Below are 19003 nucleotides of genomic sequence, written 5' to 3'. Positions count from 1 at the left end.
AGCGCCGTGGCACGAAGGGGCGGGGAGCACGAGAGCTGCTCCCCGCCCCTCATCACGTCGTTGCCAACGCAGCACTACTCCGGGAAGGGACGCGGACGTGGCATGGGCCACGGCCATGGGTGCATCCGCTGCCCCGCCATCCCGCCAACGGCGGCCGCGCGCACCTCGGGATCATCGGAGGTGAGCAGTTCCTTGAAGAACGCCTCGGACTTCTCGCCCGAGAGGACGAGCGCGCGGACCTGCGCCTTGCGCGCGTCGGGGGCGCTCTCGCCCTTGAGGGCCGCGCGCAGTGCGGTGATCGCCTGCGGATCGTGCATCTCGGCCAGCGCCCACGCGGCGCGCGTGCGCACGTCCGGGTCTCGATCGGTGACGGCCTTGATGAGCCCCGACGGTGCCTGCCGCAACTCGAACTGCCCGAGCGCCCACGCGGCGGTCGCCCGCACCGACGGCTCGGCGTCGCCGCCCGCCGCCTCGCCTAACGCGCCGGCGGCCGATGCGACCTCGAGCTCCCCCAGCGCCCAGGCGGCCATCTCGCGCACGTCGCCGTTCGCATCGCGCCGCAGCACGTCGGCCAGCGCCGGGGCGGCGTCGGTCGCTTCGATGTTTCCCAGGGCCCACACGATGGTCTCGCGAACCTCCTCGTCCGTCTCGGCACGCAGCGACGCGACCAGCCCGGCGCCGGCCCGCTTTTCCTCGAGGTTGCCGAGCGCCCACGCGGCCGTGCGCCGCACGCGGGCGACCTTGTCCGTGCGCACGACGCGCAGCAGCTCGTCGACCGCGTCCTGGTCCTCCAGCATGCCTAACGCCGATGCCGCCGCGTCGCGCACGAGGGCGGCATCATCGCGCAGCGCGCGCCGCACGGCGGGGGCGACCCGCGCGTCGTCGAGGCGCCCGAGCGACCAGACGGCGTTGGCGCGCAGGCCATCGCTTTCCTCCCCCAGGAGGCCCTGCAGCGCCGCCATCGCCTGCTTCGACCCCACGAGCCCGAGCGCCAGGGCCGACGCCTCACGCGTGGCCACGGCCTGCGTTGCCGCGAGACGCTGGAGGAGCGTCGCCTCGACCAGGGGGGCGTCGAGGCGCCCGACCAGTCGCACGGAGAGCTCACGAACGCACGGATCGCTCGACGCGACGGAGTCGAGGACCATGCGGATGTCGGAGGGGGTGAGCCGGGCACGCGGGAAGTGCCGTACGCGCGCCGATACGTCGGGGCCAAGCGGCGGGGCGGGCGCGTTCATCCACGAATCTCCCCCCCATCCCGAGGCGGCTTCGGCAGCAAGTCCGCAGACCACGCCCGGGAGGCCGTGCAGGGCGGAGAGCAATCCGCGCACGTCCATGATGGGGCGTGAGGATGTGGCGCCGGGGACGGGGGCGACGATGCTGGGTGCCGTGATCGCGTCGACCACGGGGACTGTCGCCGCCATACTGGCGGCATGACCGCGCGTTGCAGCGATTCCGCCGCCGGTCGCGGCGCCTAACGCAAAGATGACGGGGAGCTTGAGCATGGCGAGTCGGGTGAAGGCGGAGGGTTGATTTTTCAGCATATGAGGGGACGGAACAGGCGCTGGTGCACGCGTGGTGACGCGGCGCGCAGCGCCTGCTTTCACTCCTTAGGGAAAGGGGCGGGGGCGAGGCATGGGCATTGGCCAGGGCGCACTGTTCTGCCCGGCGAGGGCGGCAACCACGGCGGCGCGCACGTCGCGGTCGGGGGAGTCGAGCAGCCGGGCGAGCGTCGGGGCCGACGCGTCGCCCATCGTGCCGAGCGCACGGATCAAGGCGACGCGGATGCGCGGGTCGTCTTCCTTGCCAAGGGCGCGCTCGATGACCGGCAGCGTGGCGGGATCCTCGCGCCTGAACAGGACCCAGGCCGCCATGCTGCGCACGCGGGGATCGCGATCGGCCAGCGCGTCACCCACGGTCGCGGGGGCCTTGCCGTTGCCCAGGGTGCCGATCGCCCACAAGGCCGTCGCCCGGACGGCGGCGACGTCGTCGCGGAGCGCGGTCGTCAGGGCCCGCTCCACGTCGTCGGCGCGCTCGTCGTCCGTCACCTGTGCGAGAGCCCAGGCGGCGGTCTCACGCACGGTCGCGTCTCGGTCACTGCCTAACGCGGCGAGCAGGCCGGCGCGAGCCGTGGGCGTGTCGTCGCCCCCGCCGAGCGCCCACGCGGCCATCTCGCGCACGCTGCCGCTGGCGTCACCACGCAGCGCCTGGGCGAGCGCCGTGGTGACGTCGGCGCGTTCCACGTAGCGCTCCAGCCCCCATGCGGCGGTGCGTCGGATGCTCGCGCTGGTGTCGGAACGCAGGACCTGCGTGAGGAGTGCCGCACGCTCGCCGCTGTCGGCCTGCGCCAGGCGCGTATCCAGCTGCACCTGCACAGGCCGCGCCGCGGCCGCCGCGGGCGACGCGGGCGACGCGGCCGACGCGGGCGACGCGGCACCGGCCAGCGTCCCCGCCGGAGGCACCGGGGGAACCGGTGAGGCGAACGCCTCCGAACGCGTCACCCCCGGCACCGGGGACGCGAGCGGGGCCATGGCCGCCCGCGAGACGCGCGCGTCGCGTCCGGGGGGGCGCCGCAGCGTCGGATCGGCCGATGCCGCTCGTGCAGCTGCCGGAGCGCTCCCGCCGACGACGAGGGCGAGCGCGGCCAGTCCCGCCACCACCGTCATCGACTGCCGGCGCGAGCCCTGCCGCCGGACGTCGGGGTCGAGGATGGCGAGCATGCGCCCCTCGAACTCCCTGCGGTCGGCCATGGGAATGGCCACGACCGGCGTGAGCGGCTCCCGCACGCTCGTCACGATGTCGAGCAGGTGCTCGGCGTACGACGACGGGCGAACCCCACAGGAGAGGGCCAGGTCATCACACGCCCGCTCGCTCTCCAGGCGCAAGCGTCGCGCGGCGCTCCAGACCAGTGGGTGGAACCAGTACAGGGCGCAGGCGACGCGTCCCAGCGTGTGCCCTAACAGGTCGTTGCGCGAGATGTGCGCGAGTTCGTGGAGGAGGACGGCGCGCCGGCGGGCGTCGTCCCAGCGGTCGCACTCGGCGGGGAGCACGACCGTGGGGTGGAGGAGGCCGGCGGCGAAGGGCATCTTCACGTCCTCGCTGCGCACGAGCTGCGGCGTGCGCTCGACGCCGAGGCGGTCGGCGAGGTCGTAGAGCGCCCCACCCCACTCGCGCGCGGTGAGCACGGTGGCGCGACGGACGATGCGACGCACACTGACGAAGCCGATGATGAGCCAGGCGCCGATGCCGCAGGCGACGGCGGCCCAGATCGTGAGGAGGAGCTGCCACGCCGAGGGCTGCCAGCGAGGCGCCGACGACCCCGCCGCCAGGCCCCCCGCAAACGGCGTCTCTCGCACCGACGCCGCCATGGGTGCCGGTTGAGGTACGCCCGGTGTCGCACGATCGGCCGCCGCGGTCGATGTCGCCGCCCCCGGGTCGCCGGCCCTGACCACGGGTTCTGGGGCGCGGTCGTCCGAGGCGGCGGTGTACCACGTTGCGGGGATAACCGCCAGCCGCAACGGACTCCAGGTGGCGATGGCCGGGAGGGCGAGGACGGCGCCTAACGTGGCGAGCCAGAGGAGATGGCGGGCCCCAGCAGGGGCCCGCTGCAGGAGGGCGGCACCGCCGAAGGCGGCGACGAGGAGGAGGGTGGCCTTCCCGAGGAGGGCGAGGAGGGCGAGCGACCCCGGGGTGAGGATTGGGAGCATGGCTAGCGCCCTCCGGCACGGGCGGCGCGGATGCGCGCGCGCAGCTGTTCGATCTCCGGCTCGCCGATGTCGGCATCGCTCAGACGCAGGAGGGCGGTGATCGCCTGCTCGGTGGAGCCGGCGAAGTACGTCTCGACCACGTGAGCGAGCGCGCTCTCGCGCGATTCGTTCGCGGGGGCGGTCGGGAGGTAGACGTAGCGGGGGCCCTCCTCGCGGTACTGCACCAGCGCCTTCTCCCCGAGGATGCGAAGGATCGACCGGACGGCCGAGTAGGTCGGCGGGTCGGGGAGCTCGTCCATGATCTCGCTCACCGTGGAGGGGCCGCGACGGTGGAGGATGTCCATCACCTGCCGTTCGCGGCGGGTGAGGTCGGCAGTGGCAGAAGGCTTGGACATGGTCAACGGGAGGGATCGAGTCGTGCTGAAATTTCAGCCTTGCTGATTTTTCAACAGAGCGGGCGGAAAGTCAATACCGGTTGGTCACACCGCTCCCGACATCCCATCGTTGCTTGTGTCTCCGCGTGCGCGCTGCGACAATGTGGGCCAGTCCACACACTCGGAGCCCCCCCATGCGCTATTCGATCTTGGCCATCGCCGCCCTGGTGGCGTCTACCACCGTCCACGCCCAGGATGCCGATCGCTCGGTGAAGGGTGGCATCACCGTCGCTGGCTGGAAGGGGCGCATCGACCGTCGTCCGCTGGGCCAGGGGAAGACGATAAACGACTCGAAGTTCGCCAGCGAGGGAAACAACCTGCGTCTCTCGGTCGGGCCGGCCGCGTTCTACTACAACCCGGCCAACACGGCGTCGGGTGACTACACCGTCAAGGCGACGTTCAAGGAACACAAGATGACGGCGTCGCACCCGCACTCGTACGGGATCTTCATCGGCGGCAACGACCTCGAGAGCGATACCGAGACGCTGATGTACTGCATCGCCTACGGCAACGGGACGTACTCGGTCAAGACGTTCCGCGGCTCGGCGGTGCAGACGTTGGTCAACCTGGAGAAGACCCCAGCGCTCAAGCAGGCCGATGCCACCGGCGCCTCCACCAACGAGGTCGGGTGGTCGGTGAAGGGGGGGAAGCCGTCGTGCGTGATCAACGGGACGACGGTCAAGACGTTCGACAAGTTCGACGTCGTCGCGGGCGACAAGCTCAAGTCGCTCGACGGCACGTACGGCATCCGCGTGAGCCACAACGTCGAGCTGACGGTGAGCGGCTTCGGGATGACGAAGTAGCCGGACCGGGACGCAACCGTGCCTCTCTTCGACTACAAGTGCACTGCCTGCGGGCACACCTTCGAGGCGCTCGTCCACAAGGGGCGTGAGCCCGCGGCGTGCACCGCGTGCGGCGGCGCGGCGCTGGAGAAGCTGCTCTCGCTCCCGGCGGTGAAGTCGTCGACCACGACCGACCTGGCGATGCGGAGCGCGAAGAAGCGCGACGCGGGGCAGGCGGCCGAGCGGACACACGCGCAGGCGCAATACGAACAGAGCCACGACCGGCACGGCTGAACGCGGGCAAGTGCTGGTGAGCCGCAGTCGTGACGCAGCGGGGCCCGCCACCACCTGGTGACGGGCCCCGTTTGGTTTCCGCCGTGCGTGCGTGGCCCACAGCCATCGCCGCCGCCCGCGGTCGCGTGCCTAACGAAATTGCGCGCTCACCGCATGCGCGCCGGTATAACACAGATGGGGCACGGCCCCAGCTTGGGTTCGCGTCCCAGCGTGATGGTGATGGGGCCCAGGACCACGAGCCGCTTCTCGACGGTGTCGTCGACGGCGACGGAGAGGGTGAGGAGGTTGCCGCGCACGACGCCCGAGAAGCGGGCGGGGAGCGGCGGGCCGACCTGCACGGGGAAGGCGCGCAGCACATGCTGCCCCGCCACGTTGAAGCGTCCACTGTCGAGCGCCGCGGGGCGAGGGAAGTCGCCCCTGGTGCAGCCGACGTGGACGTGGGCCAGCGTGTCGGTGACGGTGACGCCCGCGCCGTCGCCCCCCCAGGTGCCCAGCGCCAGCTGGCTCGGCAGCGGCGCTTCGGCGCTGGGCGAGCCGGCGCACGCGGCGACGATCGCGAGGATCACCACGCCGAGTGCCACGGCGAGCCCCGATACGCGCGCGACGCGAGCCCGACCAGCGATCGCACCACTGGACGTCATGGATCGAACCCCTCGATGGCGGTAGGTTGCGCGCATGCGAATCCTCCCTCTCGTTCCGGTCGCGGTGCTGGCCATGACGGCTGGGGCCTGCGCGTCGCGCCGGGCTCCGCTCCCCTCTCCCATCCCCGCGATTCCCGGCACGCCGACGATCGCCTTTGCCCTTGAGACGTTGGAGATGCGCAAAGGTAGCGGCACACCCATGCGCCCCCGGGCCTGTGTGTATGTCCACTACACGGGGTGGCTCACCGACGGCAAGAAATTCGACTCGTCGCGCGACACCATGCCCAACGGTCAGCCACGCACGCCACTCGCCTTCCCGCAGGGGGCGCGGCGGGTGATCGCGGGATGGGATGCGGGCTTCGAGGGGATGCAGGTGGGAGGGCAGCGCCGCCTCATCATTCCGTACCAACTGGGGTACGGCGAACTGGGACGTCCGCCGGTGATCCCCCCCAAGGCGACGCTGGTCTTCGACGTGGAGCTGATGGCGGTGGCCGACACGCTGCCGACCGCCGGCGCCCCCCCGCTCCCAGCTGGTGCGCCGCCGGGGCCACAGTGCGCGCCATGGCGCGCCGTCGGCACCTCACGGTGAGCGTGGAACAGGGGCGCGCGCAGGAGGCGGTGTCGAGGCGATCGCGTCGGTCGCGCCGCCGCGCCTCGACGAATGGGTGGTGGTGAACGACGACGTGATGGGCGGGCGGTCGCACGGGGGCGCGGGCGTAGAAGACGGGCACCTCGTGTTCAGTGGCACGCTCAACACGCGCGGCGGCGGCTTCGCTTCGGTCCGCTCCCGATCGTTGGGGCGCTCGCTCGCTCCATTCACTGGCCTCGCGCTGCGCGTGAAGGGCGATGGGCGCTCGTATGCCTGCGACCTGCGCGAGTCGGCTCGCGTGCAGGGGTTCGGCGTGACGTGGAAGGCGATGTTCGAGACGAGTGCCGGGGAGTGGCTGCAGCTCGCCCTCCCGTTCTCCACCTTCGAGCCCACCTGGCGTGGCGGTTCGTTGCGAAACCGGGGGGTGCCGCTCGACGCCGCGTTCCATGCCTCGGCGCAGAGTGTGGGGTTCACCATCGCCGACAAGCGTGACGGCGTGTTTCGCCTCGACGTGGCGGCGATCGGTGCCTACTGAATCGACGGTGCCTGCCGCTGCCGTCATCCGCGTGCTGGCGGCGGTGATCGCGCGCGGCGATCGCTACCTCGTATGCCAACGACCGGCGGACAAGCGTCACGGCGGGCTGTGGGAGTTTCCCGGCGGAAAGCTGGAACCCGGCGAAACGGATGCCGAGGCCGCGCGCCGCGAGCTGCGCGAGGAGCTGGGGGTGGAGGTGACGGAGGTGGGGCGCGAGCGTTTCGGCGTGCACGACCAGGGCTCCCCGTTCCACATCGCGTTCCTCCCGGTGACGATCGTGGGCGAACCGGCCTGCCTCGAGCACTCGGCGCTGGCATGGGCGACGCCGGCCGAACTGCTCGCTTACGCGCTAGCCCCCAGCGACCGCCTGTTCGTGGAGTCCATGCTGAGCGGAGGACCGGGCGCCACCGCTGGCACCAGCGCCTAACGACACGGGCGCACGATCGACGCTTCCCCTCGGGCATTCGCGCAGCGTGCCCCCATCGCGCGTTCCCCAACGCGCATCGCACCACCCACACTGTCCCACCCCCCATGTCCGAACGCACGCCGTCGGTTCCCGTGACGCGCTGGAAGGTGATCAACGTCGTCGTCTTCCTCACCGTGCTCGCCGCGAACGGCGCCGCCGGGTCGGGGGCGATGAGCGGGGAGTCGATCGGCCTCATCGCGAACCGGTTCCGCTCCGACTTCCTCCCGGCCGACTACGTCTTCGGCATATGGAGCCTGATCTACCTCTGGCAGATGGTGCTCACCGTCTACCAGGCGCTCCCCGGCGACGGCCCCGGCGACGCGGTGCGCCGCCTGGGACCGTGGTGGGTGGTGAGCATGCTGCTGAACATCGCGTGGGTAACGGCGTTCTCCTTTTCCCAGTTTGCCATGGCGATGCTGGTGATGGCCGCGCTCCTGGTCACGCTCGTCGTCCTGGTGGTGCGGCTGCAACCGATTGCCGATGGTGATCATGCGGCGGCCCGGTGGTGCGTGGCCCACCCGCTGGCGCTGTACCTCGCCTGGATCTCGGTGGCGATCATCGCCAACACCTTCCAGTACGCACACGTGATCCAGTGGGGTGGATTGGGAATCGCCGAAGCGACATGGTCGGTGACGATGATGACGGTGGCGACGGTGCTGGGAGTCGCGATGGTGGCCACGCGCGGGCTCTGGCTCTTTCCGCTGGTGGTGGCCTGGGCGGTGTGGGGGATCGGGGCACGCCACGCCGGCGTCCCGCAGTTGCACCTCTCGGCGCAGCGGCTGGTGGTGGCCGGGGTGGTGGCCGGACTGGTCGCCTGGGGGTGGCGGCGGCGCTCGCGGCGCGGCAAGTAATGGGGATGCCGATACCTCCTGGCGCGACGTCGCTCGCGCACACCCTCCTCGAACGCTACGCCGCCATCGTCGGCGCCACGCGCCTCATCCCCATCACTCGCGCGCACATCGACGGTTGCCTGTACCACGGGCCGGCCTCGCTCGACTTCGCGCGCACGCTCGCGGAGTCCGGGGCGCAGGTGTCGGTGCCGACGACGTTGAACGTCGGAGCGATCGACCTGCTCCACCCCACACTCTTTCGCGGGCGCCCGGAGATCGTCGAGGCGGGGCGTGCGATGATGCGCCACTACTCGGCCATGGGGTGCCGGCAGACGTGGACGTGCGCCCCGTATCAGCTGGCCGATCGCCCAAACTTCGGCGAGCAGATCGCCTGGGCCGAGTCGAATGCGATCGTCTTCGCCAACTCGGTGCTGGGGGCGCGCACGGAGCGCTACGGCGACTTCATCGACCTGTGTGCTGCAGTCACGGGGATGGTGCCTGACGTGGGGCTGCACACGGACGAGGGGCGCCTGGGGCGGACGCTGGTGCGCGTGCGCGGCGTGGCCGACGCGATGATGCGGCGCGACACCTTCTTCGCGGCGCTCGGGCACCTGGTGGGGATGCGCACCGGGTCGGCGATCCCGGTGATCGACGGCGTCCCCGCGGCGACCGAGGACCAGTTGAAGGCCTTTGGTGCGGCGGCCGCCTCGTCAGGCGCGGTGGCGATGTTCCACATGGTGGGGGTGACGCCGGAGGCGCACACGCTGGGCGACGCCTTAGGAGGGCGGACGCCCGAGCGCACGATCGACGTGGGGCCCGATGACTTGCGCTCGGCGATGCGCGACCTCACGTCGACGACCGAGACGGCGTTAGGCGCGGTGAGCATCGGGACGCCGCACTTCTCGTACGACGAGTTCACGCGGCTGCGTACGCTGCTCGCCGGACGGCGTGCCTCGTCGACGCTGGAGTTCTTCGTCAGCACCGGACGCGACATTCTCGCGCGCCTCGACGCCGAAGGGTGGGGGGACGAGCTCCGCTCGAGCGGAGTGCAGGTGGTGACGGACACCTGTACCTACATCACGCCGATCCTCTCCGGCCGCCCCGGCGCGGTGATGACCAACTCGGCCAAGTGGGCGTGGTACGCCCCGAACAACCTGGGCTATCAGGTCGTCTTCGCGTCGCTGGAGGAGTGCGTGGAATCGGCCGTGCGCGGTGAGGTCTGGCGCGACGACGCGGCGTGGGAGGCCGAGTCATGAGGCCGGCCGACGTGCTGGTGGCCGGCGAGGCCGAGGGTGAGGTGCTCGTGCTCGACGCACCGCTGAGCTTTTGGGGGGGCGTCCACGAGTCGACGGGCGAGGTCACCGACACGCACCACCCGCAGCACGGCGCCTCGGTAGCTGGGCGCGTGATGCTCCTGCCGGGCGGGCGTGGCTCGAGCTCCAGTTCCAGCGTGCTGGCCGAGGTCATTCGCGGTGGCGTGGGGCCGGCGGCGATTCTACTTGGCGAGCGCGACCCGATCATCGCGCTGGGGGCGATGGTGGCGGAGGCGCTGTATGGGCGCTGCGTTCCGGTGCTCGTGCTGGACGGCGACGACTACGAGCGCGTTCGCACGTGGCGGCGCGCACGCATCGCACGAACGGCGGACGGGGTCGTACTGCATGAGGGCGCGAGGGCGCCGGCACCGTAGTCAACGTCACAGGCGTTACGCATGAGGTCGTTGCCTAATAGTTAGGCACCTGCTGGACACCGTGTGGGCGGCGCAGCACAATAGCGGCGAATCCCCCGCTGAGGTTGCCCGTGCCCGCGAACGCGCTCGACGACGACGACTGGGATACGATCGTCAGCCGGATCAGCAACGGGCGCTGCACGCCGTTCCTGGGCGCGGGGATGTCGGCACACCGACTCCCCACCGGGCGTGCGCTCGCCCAGGCGCTGGCCGAGAAGCACGGCTATCCGTTCGACGACCGCGACAACCTGCCGCGCGTGGCGCAGTATGCGGCGGTGATCCGCAACGACGTGCCGCGCATCAAGGAGCAGGTGGCTCGACAGTTCAGCACGGCCACCGACGCCATCACCGCCGCTGCCTTTGCCGATCGCACCGATCCGCATCGCATCCTCGCCGATCTCCCGTTCGCGAAGTACCTCACGACCAACTACGACCCCTTCATCGAGCGGGCGCTGGAGGCGGCGGGGACGTCGTGCGTCGTCGACCTGTGCGCGTGGAACCCGGCCACGCGCAAGCACGTGGCCGGTGAACGCGTGCGTGGCGGTGGTGGCGCCTCACCAACCACCGACAGCGACGCGCTGCCGCTCGTGTATCACCTGCACGGGGTGCAGGAGTTCCCGGAGTCGATGGTCCTCACCGAGGACGACTATCTCGACTTCCTGGCCGAGATCGCGATGGACCCCCGGTGCATCCGTCCCGACGTCTCCGAGGTCTTTGCCGAGAGTTCGGTGCTCTTCCTGGGCTACTCGCTGAGCGACATCACCTTTCGCGTGATCTTCCGCATCGCGCTGCAGCAGCTGCAACTCAACCGCCAGCGCGCGCACGTGGCGGTGCAGCTGCCGCCCACCGGCAACAGCGAGCAGATCGCCCAGGCCATCCAGCAGTACCTGGAGCACTACCTCAAGCTGACGATGAACGTCCGCTTCTTCTGGGGCACGGCGTCGGACTTCACGCGCGAGCTGCGCACGCGCTGGGTCAAGGTGCACGGCGACGCGGGGCGCACGGTGGCGACGCCGTGACCGCGATGGCCAACCCGTTTCCGGGGCCGCGCCCGTATGAGCGCGACGACGCGTCGAACTTCTTCGGCCGCACGGCGGAGATTCGCGAACTGCGCTCGCTGATTGCGTCGTACGGCGTGGTCGTGGTGGTGGGTCCGTCGGGGTGCGGCAAGAGCTCGCTCCTGCGTGCCGGGGTGATGCCGGCGCTCGAGCGCGCCGACTACGAGGTGCTCCCCATCGCCCGTCTCGGCGAGGCGGCGCGCGGGCGTGCGGGGCGCGGTGCGGCGACGCCGGTCTTTGAAGGGAACGTGGTGAGCTACCTCGCCGAGGGGGCGGTGCCGCAGACGCCGCATCCGCTGTTGACCGCGCTGGAACAGCGCCCGCGCCGCGCCTCGTCCGATGGCGTGCCGATGCCACGGGTCCTGGTCATCGACCAGTTCGAGGAGTTGTTCACCACGCAGCTGCAAGCCTGGCGCGAGCGCAGCGACTTCGTGGGCGCCGTGCTCGCGGCCAACCGCGGGCAGAGTGACCTGCGCGTGGTGCTGGTGATGCGCGCCGAGTACCTGTCGGCACTAGCCTCGCTGCTGTCGCGGCTGCCGGACGGTGCCAGCGCGCGCGAGCGGACGGTGATGTACTGCCACGTCGAGCGGCTATCGCAGCGCGCGGCGGGGGACGTGATCGCGTCGACGTTCGCCCGGCGCTTTCCCGACTTCAAGGCATCGAGCGCCGACAAGCTGGCGAAGCAGATGTCACGCGAGTTCGTGCGACAGCCGGATGGCAAACTGGCGGAAGCTGAAGGCGAGTACGTCGAGCCGCTGTACCTGCAACTCATCTGCCGGGCGTTGTGGGAGAAGATGGCGAGCGGCACGGTGAAGCCGGGCGACGACTCGCTCATTCCCGACGCCGACATCGACAAGGAGTTGCGCGCCTTCGTGGCGGCCGAGATTGCGGCGGTCGGCGCAGCCAACAAGATGCGGGCCGGGGCGATTCTCTCGTGGCTCGAGGAGCACCTCATCACCCCGGCGGGGACGCGCGGGAGCGTGATTCGCCAGGCGAGCGAGACGGCGGGGATGGCCAACGCGGTGGTGGAGGGACTCGAACGCCGGCACGTGCTGCGCGCTGAGGAGCGCGCGGCGGCGCAGTGGTACGAGTTGGCGCACGACCGGTTGGTGAGCGGGGTGCAGCAGCTGCGCGCCGACGTGCGCAAGCGGCGCGAGGAGCGCACGATGCGCGTGGCGCAGGTGGCGATCCTCGTCACGGTTCTCTTCTCGGTGGGTCGTGCCTTCTGGATAATGGGCGACGGCCCCGCCGTCGACACACCAGCGGCCGAGAACGTCGCCCGCGCGACGGCCGAGCGGGCGAGCACGTATCTCGCCTCCAACCCGGAGGTGGCATCGGCGTGGATTCGCGAGGCACTGTCGATGGGGGACGACCCCTATGTCGACAGCGTGGCGCGCGAGATCGCCGAGCGGGCGCTCGTCTCGCGTGCGGTGCAGAAGCTGACGCAGACGCCGGCCGTTGCCGTCGCCGCTGCGCCCGATTCGATCGTCGCCATTGGGACCGACGATGGGCGGTTGTGGGTGATGAATGTGCTCGTGCGGACCGCGCCGCACGTCGACACGTTGCGCAGCGACTCGGCGCTGGTGGTGAAGTCCGACGCGGCAACGGTCGCGTCCTCGGCCGACCTCAGCGCCGATGTGCGAGGTGTCGTGCCGGGCTGGAACGGCGGCATCGTTGGTGTAGGCTATGCGTCGCAGGCGGCGAAGCTGGCGGTGGCCGGGCGCCATGGGCGCGTGTCGCTGGTGACGCGTCCGGACTGGCGCCGCGAGCGTGACACCGTGCTCCCGGATACGCTGCAGTCGCTCGCGGTGACGCCGTCGGCACGAGAGATCGCGGTGGGGACGCTGCGTGGAGAGGTAGTGCGGCTGACGGCGCAGGGCGCAGGGAGTCGCACGCGACTCCCCGCGGCCGGACGCGTGACGTCGCTCGCGTACCTCAACGAGCGCGACGTGCTTGCCGTCGACGAGCGTGGCAACGTCTATGGCTGGCGCGGCAACGGGGGCGAGGCGACACTGCTCTGGCGCCCGCCGGCACCGGAGGGCGCGGTCACCACGATGAGCCTCATGGCGGTGGCGTCGACGGGGCGTGACATCGCGGTCACGATCGGGGAGAAAGTCTACCGCCTGACGTTCCGCGCCGGACGCATCGTCGACGCCGCTCCGATCGCCTGTGAGCAGCTGACGGGCGTCACGCCGACGGCGATTGCGTACTCCCGCAGTGCGGCCTCGCTCATCATCGCGACGAGCACCGGACGGATGATCGTGTGGGGGACCCGGAGTGGACGATGCGACTGGTCGGCCAGCGGGCCGGAGCACCCGATCCTCGCCATCGCGCCGCTGGCCGCAGGCTCGCCGGTGGTGACGACGGGGGAGAACCTCGAGGTGCGGGTCTGGTCGCAGCCGCCGACGGCGCAGCAGGTGCGAAGCACGGTGGCCGATTGGCGCCGGGTTGCGGCGATTCGCACCGATGCGAAGGCCAGCCTGCCGCCGAAGTCAGAGGTGAAGAAGTAGCGCGAACGAAAAGGCGGGCCGCACGGGCCCGCCCTTTTGTTCACGGTGCCTGACGAGTGGGGGCGCCTGGCATGGCGCCCCCGCCGTTCAGGTCAGGGCACCACCGTGCACCCTTCCGCCTTCGGGCAGTTGGGGTCGATCGCCGGGAGGTTGAGTCGGGCCAGCTCCTTGTTCACCGCGGCCAGGTCGACCTTCCAGACCTGCTCGAGCTTCGTGGTGTACCCCTTGAGCTCCGTGGAGAGGATCCCGAAGATCTCGGGCATGTTGGTGGTGGGGCGCCCGTCGCCGCGCTCGCTCATGGCGAGGAGGTTGGCGAGGCGGTTGTTGACCTTGATGGGGAAGTTGAGCGGGTCCTGGCCGCTCTGGTTGCGCACCTGGTAGACCGTTTCCTCCACGCCGCTGGCGTTGGTGCGCAGCGTCTCGCCGGCCGACGTGAGCGCGGCGTCGTTGGCGGCGCGCTTGGTGCGGTCGTCGAGCTGCGTCTTCACGCGGCGGATGGCGATGACCGCGTTGTTGGCCTCGGTCGTCTTGTCGCGCACCTGCTTGCCGAATCGATACTGCGCCACGAGGTCAGCGTCGGTGACGTCGGTGATCCACGGGTTGCGCCTGATGGTGACCGGGGCGGTGAGCTTGGTCCCGTCGAGGGTGAGGCGGGCGGTGTACCTCCCCGGCGGAAGCATCGGGCCACTGGTCCCGGCCCCCCACAGGATCATTCCCGGGAACGACGAGATCCCCTCGGCGCGCCCATCCCACAGGAGGCGCTGGAGCCCGGTCCCCTTGGGGAGGTAGGTCGGACCACCGCGACGGCCGCCAGCTGCAGGGCGCGTGGAGTCGGGCTTGGTGGTATCGGGCTCGAAGGAGCGCAGAGCAGCGCCGGTGGAGTCGAGGATCTCGAGCTTGGCCGTTTTGTATGGCGCCTTGAGCCACCAGCTCAGCACGACGCCCGAGCCGGAGCGCACGAGCGTGGGCGGGGTGAAGAGGTGCGCGTCTGACGCGAGGATGGCCGGCGTCGCCTGGCGCAGCGGGGCGATGTTGTCCAGCACCCAGAAACCACGCCCGTGCGTCCCGATGACGAGTTCGTTCCCCTCGACGATGAGGTCGGCGACCGGAACGTCGGGGAGGTTGAGGGAGAGGTTCTCCCAGTTGGCCCCATCATCGTACGAGAGGTACACGCCGTGCTGCGTGGCGGCGTACAGGAGCCCCTTCCGCGTGGGGTCCTCGCGCACCGCATGCACGTAGGCATCGGCGCGGATGCCGTTCGTGATCTTCGTCCACGTCTTGCCGAAGTCGGTCGTCTTGAAGATGTAGGGGGAGAAGTCGTTGAGCAGCGGCTTGCGCACGGAGATGTAGGCCGTGCCGGCGGCGAAGTTGGAGGCGTCGATCTGCGACACGCGCCCGAAGTCGGGCATCTCCTTCGGCGTGACATTCGTCCACGTCTTCCCGAAGTCGCGGGTCACGTGCACGAGGCCGTCGTCGCTCCCCGTCCAGATGACGTTGACGTCCTTCTTGCTGGGGCCCACGGAGAAGATCACGCCGTAGACCTCGGGGCCGTTCATGTCGCCGGTGATCGGGCCACCGGACTTCTCCTGCGTTTCGGGGGCGTGGCGCGTGAGGTCGCCCGACAGGCGCAACCAGGTCTTGCCGCCGTCACGGGTGGCCCACAGGCGCTGCGACGAGACGAAGAGGAGCTTCGGATCCACCTTCGAGAAGATGATCGGGAAGGTCCACTGCCACCGTTCCTTGATCTCCTTGCTCGGCTCGCCGGAGTAGAACCACGGGTACGGATTCACCTCGCGCGACGACTGCAGGCGCTTGTTGAACTTGTCGACGTAGGCGCCGTTGTTGGTGCCGGAATAGAAGATGTCTGGGTCGAGCGGGTCGGGGGCGATGTAGCCCGGCTCACCGCCGCCCGCGATGTACGAGACCGCCATCCCGCCTAACGTGATGTCGCGCGGGGCCCCCGTGGCCGCGCCGCCGCCGCCGCCCGGCCGCCGGCACCCAGCCCGAAGGCCGAGGCGTTCCAGTTGAAGGGGACGCAGAGCGTGGAGTTGTCCTGCTGCGAACCGCAGACGTGATAGGGCGTGTGCGTCGTGGTGACGGCGTGGTAGAACTGCTCGGTGGGATAGTCCTGCGCCGTCCACTTGCCGCCGGTGTTGCTGCTGACGGCACCGCCGCCGTCGTTGGCCACCACCATGTGCTCGGGGACGTCGGGGTCGATCCACAGGTCGTGGAAGTCGCCGTGCGTCCCGTTGTCGATCGTGGTCATCGTCTTGCCGCCATCGGTGGAACGGAAGAACGACGTGTTCTGCATGTAGACCACGTCGGCGTGGTTCGGATCGGCGAAGACGTGCGTGTAATAGAAGGCGCGCTGGCGGATGTCGCGCTTGTCGTTCACCAGCGTCCAGGTGGCGCCGGCGTCATCGCTGCGGAACAACCCTCCCTTCTCGTTCTCGACCAGTGCGTACACGCGGTTGGAGTTGGCGCCAGAGACCGCGACGCCGATGCGCCCCACGAGCCCGGTCGGCATCCCCGGGTTGCGCGTGACCTCGGTCCAGGTCTCGCCGCCGTCGGTGCTCTTGAACAGCCCGCTCCCCGGGCCGCCCGACGACATCTGGTACTCCTTGCGATACGCCTCCCACAGCGACGCATACAGCACGTTGGGGTTGTTGCGATCGATGGAGATGTCGATGGCGCCGGTCTTGTCGTCGCGGAAGAGCACACGCTTCCACGTGGTGCCGCCGTCCGTGCTCTTGAAGACGCCGCGCTCCTCGCTCGGCACCGAGTACTTGCCGAAGGAGGCGACGTAGATGATGTCGGGGTTGGTCGGGTGGATGCGGATCTTCGAGATCCCGTGCGACTCCTTGAAGCCCACATGCGTCCACGTCTTGCCGGCATCGCGGCTGCGATACACGCCGTCGCCGGGCATGATGTTGCCGCGGATGCAGGTCTCGCCGGTGCCGATGAAGACGACGTCGGGGTTGCTCTCGCTCACCGCGACCGCGCCGACCGACGCCGCGGTGATGAGGCCATCGGTGACCGGCGTCCAGTTCTCACCGCTGTCGGTCGTCTTCCACAGGCCGCCGCCCACGGCGCCAAAGTACGCCTCGGTGGGGCGCCCCTTCACGCCGCTCGAGGCAATGGATCGTCCGCCGCGGTCGGGGCCGATGTTGCGCCAGCGGTAGCCGGCGCGCAGGGCGGAGTCGAGGGCGACCGCCGACGGGGCAGGTGCAACGCGCCCCCCGGACGTCGAGTCGGTGGCGAAGGGCAGCGACAGCGCTGCCACGGCCGGGGCAGAGAGGACGAGCAGCGAACGCAGCGAGAACATGGGCGGTACGGTTCGGGACGGGCTGGGTGACGTGCCGCGGCGCGCGACCGCCGGCACTCGGGCAACGCCCAGCGCGGCGGCAACGTTGGCGCGCGGCGCTCACGTAGGCAACCGCCCCGGCACGCGCTACGTTATGCCGCTGCGTCCCGCACCCTTTTCATGCCGTCGCCACGCCTCTCACCACCTCCCGGACCTCGCGCACGCTTTCCAGGCGACGTGATGCTGCGCCTGTCGCGCGACCGGCTGGGCTTCTTTCGCGAGATGGTGCGCCGCAATGGCGACATCTCCAGCCTTCGCATCGGGTCGCAGCGCGTGGTGATGCTCACGCACCCGGACCATATCCGCGACGTCCTGGTGACGCACGGGCGGCAGTTCACCAAGGGGCGCGCGCTGGAGCGCGCCAAGCAGTTCGTGGGGGAGGGGATTCTCACCTCGGAAGGGGAGTTTCACCTTCGGCAGCGGCGACTGCTGCAGCCGGCCTTCCATCGCGCGCGACTCGAAGGCTACGCGCGGCAGATGTCCGAGTGGGCGGGGCGACTGCGCGACAGTTGGCAGGATGGCGCCAATGTGGACGTGAACGAAGAGATGATGCGGCTCACGCTCAACATCGTGGCGGCCACGCTGTTCAGCGCCGACGTGGAGCGTGAGACGGAGGAGATCGCCGACGCGCTGACCGCGGCCTTCGACGCCTTCGATTTTGGCTACGGCCTTCTGACGCCAATCACCGATCGCCTCCCCACCCCCAAGCGGCAACGCTTCCTCAAGGGACGCGCGCGCCTCGACGCCACGATCTATCGCATGATCCGCGAACGCCGTGCGTCGGGCGAAGATCGCGGTGACCTCCTCTCGATGCTCCTCCTCGCGACCGACGACGAAGGCGACGGTACGGGGATGACCGACACGCAGCTTCGCGACGAGGCGCTCACGCTCTTCGTGGCCGGGCACGAGACGACGGCCAACCTGCTCACGTGGACGTGGCTCCTCCTCGCCCGCAATCCAAAGGTCGAGGCGACGCTCCACGCCGAGGTGGATGCGGTCCTCGCCGACGGCCGCCTGCCGACGATGCACGACCTGCCCGCCCTCCCCTACACGCGGAATGTCCTCGCGGAGGCGATGCGCTTCTATCCCCCGGCGTACATCGTCGGGCGTCGTTCCATCGACACGTATTCGGTCGGGGGCTATACCTTCGCGCCGCGCACGGTCTTTCTCCTGCCGCAGTACCTCGTGCATCGCGACCCGCGCTGGTGGCCCGACGCCGAGGCGTTCACCCCCGAGCGCTGGGCGGTGCCTGACGAGTCGCGACCGAAGTTCGCCTACTTCCCCTTCGGCGCGGGGACGCGCGTCTGCATCGGCGAGCAGTTCGCGTGGATGGAGGGGACGCTGGCGCTGGCGACGCTGACCCGGCGTTGGCGCGTCCGCGTTCCGGGCCCCGATCCGATCCCCGACCCGATCATCACCCTGCGCCCGAAGGACGGGATGGCGGGGCGGTTGGAGCGACGGTAGGGGCGGAGCGCGCGCCTACCGCGAGACGCGCCTTCCCGCGGCGGCCGACCGTCGCACGTCCTAGGGCCCCTTTCCGCGCTCGCCGGGCAGCATCAGGTCGTGCAGGAAGAAGGCGGCCAGCTCGGCGCGACCGGCGAGCCCGGCCTTCTGATAGACGGCGACGGCGTGTTGCCGCACCGTCCGCTCGCTGCGCCCGGTCGATCCGGCGATCTGCTTGTGGCCGTAGCCCTTCAAGAGCAGCAGGGCCACCTCACCCTCGGTCGGGGTGAGTCCCCAGGCGGCGAACTGCCGATCGATGGCCACCCCGAGCCCGGCGAGCGCGTCCTCGGCGCTGCGGCGCCATGCGTCGCGTTCCACCTGGCGCGCCGCGAGCGAGCGCTGCGTGGCTTCGAGCGTGCGCCTGGCCCCGTGCAATTCGGTCGACGTACGGCGCCACTGCAGAGACAGCACCACGATAGTCGACAGGCTGAACAGGACCATCGACAGCTCGAACAGGACATGGAGCGACAGGAATGTCGCCGGCTTGTCCAGTATCAGGTCGACGGTCCCGCCCACGGCGATCAGCGCCAGGATGGCGATGACCAGGAGTGGGAGACGAGACGGCGC

Annotated in this window: 18 protein-coding genes; 11 read left to right on the top strand and 7 right to left on the bottom strand. The window is 70.3% G+C overall.

Annotated elements, in window-relative coordinates:
• Nucleotides 1-74: 74 nt before the first annotated feature.
• The 3 genes from IPN47_24160 to IPN47_24150 form a co-directional block, all read right to left on the bottom strand.
• A complete protein-coding gene (locus tag IPN47_24160; protein ID MBK9411073.1) occupies nt 75-1541 on the bottom strand; it encodes a HEAT repeat domain-containing protein in 1467 nt (488 codons plus the stop codon).
• Nucleotides 1542-1607: 66 nt separating this feature from the next.
• Nucleotides 1608-3704: a HEAT repeat domain-containing protein gene (locus IPN47_24155; GenBank protein ID MBK9411072.1), complete on the bottom strand. Its 2097-nt coding sequence runs from the start codon at nt 3702-3704 to the stop codon at nt 1608-1610.
• 2 nt (nt 3705-3706) lie between these two features.
• Nucleotides 3707-4099, bottom strand: coding sequence for a BlaI/MecI/CopY family transcriptional regulator (locus IPN47_24150; GenBank protein MBK9411071.1), 393 nt, complete (start codon nt 4097-4099; stop codon nt 3707-3709).
• Nucleotides 4100-4272: 173 nt separating this feature from the next.
• Here IPN47_24150 and IPN47_24145 point away from each other — a divergent pair, with 173 nt between their 5' ends.
• Both IPN47_24145 and IPN47_24140 read left to right on the top strand, forming a co-directional pair.
• Nucleotides 4273-4941 (top strand): hypothetical protein, encoded by a 669-nt coding sequence (locus IPN47_24145; GenBank protein MBK9411070.1) that lies wholly within the window; start codon nt 4273-4275, stop codon nt 4939-4941.
• An 18-nt stretch (nt 4942-4959) separates the two neighbouring features.
• Nucleotides 4960-5214 (top strand): zinc ribbon domain-containing protein, encoded by a 255-nt coding sequence (locus tag IPN47_24140; GenBank protein MBK9411069.1) that lies wholly within the window; start codon nt 4960-4962, stop codon nt 5212-5214.
• 146 nt (nt 5215-5360) lie between these two features.
• On the opposite strand, the gene IPN47_24135 is transcribed toward IPN47_24140, so the two are convergent.
• Entirely contained in the window at nt 5361-5855 is a 495-nt protein-coding gene (locus tag IPN47_24135; GenBank protein ID MBK9411068.1) for a hypothetical protein, read from the bottom strand.
• Between the two features lie 34 nt (nt 5856-5889).
• Between IPN47_24135 and IPN47_24130 the strand changes: the two genes are divergently transcribed.
• The 8 genes from IPN47_24130 to IPN47_24095 all read left to right on the top strand — a co-directional run bounded on the left by IPN47_24130 (nt 5890) and on the right by IPN47_24095 (nt 13569).
• Nucleotides 5890-6444 (top strand): FKBP-type peptidyl-prolyl cis-trans isomerase, encoded by a 555-nt coding sequence (locus tag IPN47_24130; protein ID MBK9411067.1) that lies wholly within the window; start codon nt 5890-5892, stop codon nt 6442-6444.
• Nucleotides 6445-6520: 76 nt separating this feature from the next.
• Nucleotides 6521-6979 carry a CIA30 family protein gene (locus IPN47_24125; protein ID MBK9411066.1) on the top strand — a complete coding sequence of 153 codons (459 nt, stop codon included), beginning with the start codon at nt 6521-6523 and terminating at the stop codon, nt 6977-6979.
• Between the two features lie 7 nt (nt 6980-6986).
• The gene (locus IPN47_24120) at nt 6987-7406 is read left to right on the top strand and encodes a (deoxy)nucleoside triphosphate pyrophosphohydrolase (GenBank protein MBK9411065.1); all 420 of its coding nucleotides are present in this window, start codon (nt 6987-6989) and stop codon (nt 7404-7406) included.
• Nucleotides 7407-7510: 104 nt separating this feature from the next.
• On the top strand, nt 7511-8296 hold the full coding sequence (locus tag IPN47_24115; protein ID MBK9411064.1) for a hypothetical protein: 786 nt from the start codon (nt 7511-7513) through the stop codon (nt 8294-8296).
• Nucleotides 8296-9531, top strand: a complete 1236-nt coding sequence (locus IPN47_24110; protein MBK9411063.1) for an aconitase X catalytic domain-containing protein — start codon at nt 8296-8298, stop codon at nt 9529-9531. The genes IPN47_24115 and IPN47_24110 overlap by 1 nt, the downstream gene beginning before the upstream one ends.
• The gene (locus IPN47_24105; GenBank protein ID MBK9411062.1) at nt 9528-9962 is read left to right on the top strand and encodes a DUF126 domain-containing protein; all 435 of its coding nucleotides are present in this window, start codon (nt 9528-9530) and stop codon (nt 9960-9962) included. The genes IPN47_24110 and IPN47_24105 overlap by 4 nt, the downstream gene beginning before the upstream one ends.
• Before the next feature lie 110 nt (nt 9963-10072).
• Nucleotides 10073-11020: an SIR2 family protein gene (locus tag IPN47_24100; protein ID MBK9411061.1), complete on the top strand. Its 948-nt coding sequence runs from the start codon at nt 10073-10075 to the stop codon at nt 11018-11020.
• 5 nt (nt 11021-11025) lie between these two features.
• Nucleotides 11026-13569: a hypothetical protein gene (locus IPN47_24095; GenBank protein MBK9411060.1), complete on the top strand. Its 2544-nt coding sequence runs from the start codon at nt 11026-11028 to the stop codon at nt 13567-13569.
• A gap of 92 nt (nt 13570-13661) precedes the next feature.
• Here the strand turns inward: IPN47_24095 and IPN47_24090 are convergent, their stop codons facing one another.
• Both IPN47_24090 and IPN47_24085 read right to left on the bottom strand, forming a co-directional pair.
• A complete protein-coding gene (locus tag IPN47_24090) occupies nt 13662-15500 on the bottom strand; it encodes a hypothetical protein (protein MBK9411059.1) in 1839 nt (612 codons plus the stop codon).
• 5 nt (nt 15501-15505) lie between these two features.
• Entirely contained in the window at nt 15506-16894 is a 1389-nt protein-coding gene (locus IPN47_24085) for a hypothetical protein (GenBank protein ID MBK9411058.1), read from the bottom strand.
• A gap of 216 nt (nt 16895-17110) precedes the next feature.
• On the opposite strand from IPN47_24085, the gene IPN47_24080 reads away from it, so the two are divergent.
• The gene (locus tag IPN47_24080) at nt 17111-18397 is read left to right on the top strand and encodes a cytochrome P450 (protein MBK9411057.1); all 1287 of its coding nucleotides are present in this window, start codon (nt 17111-17113) and stop codon (nt 18395-18397) included.
• A 60-nt stretch (nt 18398-18457) separates the two neighbouring features.
• Here the strand turns inward: IPN47_24080 and IPN47_24075 are convergent, their stop codons facing one another.
• Nucleotides 18458-18877 (bottom strand): helix-turn-helix transcriptional regulator, encoded by a 420-nt coding sequence (locus IPN47_24075; GenBank protein MBK9411056.1) that lies wholly within the window; start codon nt 18875-18877, stop codon nt 18458-18460.
• Nucleotides 18878-19003 lie beyond the last annotated feature (126 nt).

Source organism: Gemmatimonadota bacterium (assembly GCA_016719105.1).
Classification (GTDB): domain Bacteria; phylum Gemmatimonadota; class Gemmatimonadetes; order Gemmatimonadales; family Gemmatimonadaceae; genus SCN-70-22.
The sequence above is the reverse complement of the archived record's forward strand: the minus strand, read 5'-3'. Positions and strand labels throughout refer to the sequence as shown.

What these genes read in the sequence shown, in the direction of transcription:
- IPN47_24090 (MBK9411059.1), bottom strand. Translation starts at nt 15,500, where the DNA reads ATGGCGGTCTCGTACATCGCGGGCGGCGGTGAGCCGGGCTACATCGCC.
- IPN47_24105 (MBK9411062.1), top strand. Translation starts at nt 9,528, where the DNA reads ATGAGGCCGGCCGACGTGCTGGTGGCCGGCGAGGCCGAGGGTGAGGTG.
- IPN47_24160 (MBK9411073.1), bottom strand. Translation starts at nt 1,541, where the DNA reads ATGCTGAAAAATCAACCCTCCGCCTTCACCCGACTCGCCATGCTCAAG.
- IPN47_24145 (MBK9411070.1), top strand. Translation starts at nt 4,273, where the DNA reads ATGCGCTATTCGATCTTGGCCATCGCCGCCCTGGTGGCGTCTACCACC.
- IPN47_24110 (MBK9411063.1), top strand. Translation starts at nt 8,296, where the DNA reads ATGGGGATGCCGATACCTCCTGGCGCGACGTCGCTCGCGCACACCCTC.
- IPN47_24150 (MBK9411071.1), bottom strand. Translation starts at nt 4,099, where the DNA reads ATGTCCAAGCCTTCTGCCACTGCCGACCTCACCCGCCGCGAACGGCAG.
- IPN47_24095 (MBK9411060.1), top strand. Translation starts at nt 11,026, where the DNA reads ATGGCCAACCCGTTTCCGGGGCCGCGCCCGTATGAGCGCGACGACGCG.
- IPN47_24085 (MBK9411058.1), bottom strand. Translation starts at nt 16,894, where the DNA reads ATGTTCTCGCTGCGTTCGCTGCTCGTCCTCTCTGCCCCGGCCGTGGCA.
- IPN47_24135 (MBK9411068.1), bottom strand. Translation starts at nt 5,855, where the DNA reads ATGACGTCCAGTGGTGCGATCGCTGGTCGGGCTCGCGTCGCGCGCGTA.
- IPN47_24075 (MBK9411056.1), bottom strand. Translation starts at nt 18,877, where the DNA reads ATGGTCCTGTTCAGCCTGTCGACTATCGTGGTGCTGTCTCTGCAGTGG.
- IPN47_24155 (MBK9411072.1), bottom strand. Translation starts at nt 3,704, where the DNA reads ATGCTCCCAATCCTCACCCCGGGGTCGCTCGCCCTCCTCGCCCTCCTC.
- IPN47_24130 (MBK9411067.1), top strand. Translation starts at nt 5,890, where the DNA reads ATGCGAATCCTCCCTCTCGTTCCGGTCGCGGTGCTGGCCATGACGGCT.
- IPN47_24115 (MBK9411064.1), top strand. Translation starts at nt 7,511, where the DNA reads ATGTCCGAACGCACGCCGTCGGTTCCCGTGACGCGCTGGAAGGTGATC.